Genomic DNA, 1,894 nt, shown 5'->3' on the forward strand with positions numbered 1-1,894 from the left:
GCAGCGAGGGATGTGCAGATACGCCTGTGAGACGCCGTGAATAAGTCCCTTTAGGCTCTGCTGAAACATCCCTGTTTCGGAAGCTCACCGGCGTATCTACACTCGGTATCTCAACGTCTCTTCGATTTGGCGGATGTCGGAAGCGGGAATAAAAAACTGACTTGATTTTGCCCCAAAGTTTGGTGGCCTTGGAATGAAGGTTTGGCATTTTTTGGATTAGCCTTAGTTGCGTTTGGCCGCATCTAATTTGTTAAGTGTTGTTTGAAGGCCATACCTTCAATGGGAGTTAATTGCCTGCGGCAGGCTCATGTGCAGATACTTCTGCTCCACGCCGTGAATCCATCCGTGGAGGCTCGACGATGGCATCCCTGCCATCAACGTCCGCAGCTGCATCTACACTGGGTTATTGACTCTCTTCGATTTAACTTCATTTGGGACTAATAACGCATTAAAAGCTAACGTGCTTTTGCCCCAAAATGAGTTAACACGTTGTCGGTGGAACAGTACCTAACGGACATTCTGGCATGGCAATTTTCATCGCGACACCAGCGAGATGTAATTCACTACTCCCCAACCAAAAACTGGATAACTATACAGTCATATTCAAATCACAAGAATGTTGAACGATTTTTATCCTGTATTCGTGCGCGTTTTCTCATGTTGATTTTAATAAATGGCATTAGAATTAATCACTTATACTATTTGTTAAGTAGATAATAGGTTTGGAAAAACGCGCATGCGCGTTTTTCCAGATGGTATATTTAGCAAAATGCTGATAAGTTCATTACATACAGATAGTTAACTGTGCGCGTTTTCACTGGTCCAACGAGGTAAACGCGCATGCGCACTAATAAAATGTTCTTGACCTGCGGTAGACGATTTTTAGCAAAAAAGAAGTGATATTTAAGTCTAGCCGAAGGACTAGATAGAGCCAAACGCGATGGAAGAAACGCCTAATTTATGATAGCTTGAAGGCCCTTGCTAAGGCTCGTAAAGCGAAGCTTTTAAAGAGACCTGCAATTGACTTCAAGTAAAGCAGCGATGCTTCCCTCACGCCGCAGGGGGCATTAATTAAGCCCCAAGGGCATGGAATATAAACTCACGGATTGAGTAGCGATAACCTCCTCTCTCCGAAAGTAAAGAACAAGCCGTTTCACGAGACCTTCGGCTCGTGAACCACGATCGTTATGCGTATTAAAAAATGGAGTGTAAATGTCAATAATTGATGAAATAGCTAAAGCTGTATTTGGGTTTCTTATTATCGGCTTTATAGGTTGGGCTCTATTCCAGCTTTTAATCCTCAATAAAAAGCTATCTGATCGTATTCATGAGCAAAATGACCAAATAGCTATTATTAAATTAGAAAATGTTAATTTAAAAGCGTCTCAAACTGAAATTCAAAAGCAATTCACTGTTCTTACAAACCTGTCGGATGAGCAACGCAAAGAATTAGTTGCGTCAAAATTAAGTGAGCGTTTAGCCGTTACCGATACTGAATTGACTAAACTAAAAGATTTAATGCTTCAAACCCCAGAGAAAGCTGTGAAACTTGAAAGAGTACAATTGAAACAAGAAGCAGAATTTAAGGTATTGAATGGGCAAATTGCATCTCTCAAAGATCAATACAACACATTACAAAACCTTTTATATATATTTGTTGGATTCATAATTTCTGTTTTGTTGTATTTATGGCGCCAATCTCATGTGCAAAATACGCATAACAAGGCGCTAAAGGCGGATTCGTAATTGCTGGCTCGGTTCCGCTTCGCTCCACATTTTAGCCAACAATTACTCGCCGCTTAGCGCGGCGTTATGTTTCACGGAGTCAACTTTGAAAAGTATTATTTTAATTTCTAGTGTTTTATTACTGTCTGCCTGTTCTAGTACGGACAAT

Annotated in this window: 1 protein-coding gene; it reads left to right on the plus strand. The window is 40.9% G+C overall.

Annotated features, from left to right (window positions below):
• The first annotated feature begins 1,212 nt into the window (after positions 1–1,212).
• Entirely contained in the window at positions 1,213–1,746 is a 534-nt protein-coding gene (locus BEL05_RS13000; RefSeq protein WP_069671400.1) for a hypothetical protein, read from the plus strand.
• Positions 1,747–1,894: the final 148 nt, after the last annotated feature.

It is taken from the genome of Shewanella colwelliana, assembly GCF_001735525.1.
Lineage (GTDB): Bacteria > Pseudomonadota > Gammaproteobacteria > Enterobacterales > Shewanellaceae > Shewanella > Shewanella colwelliana.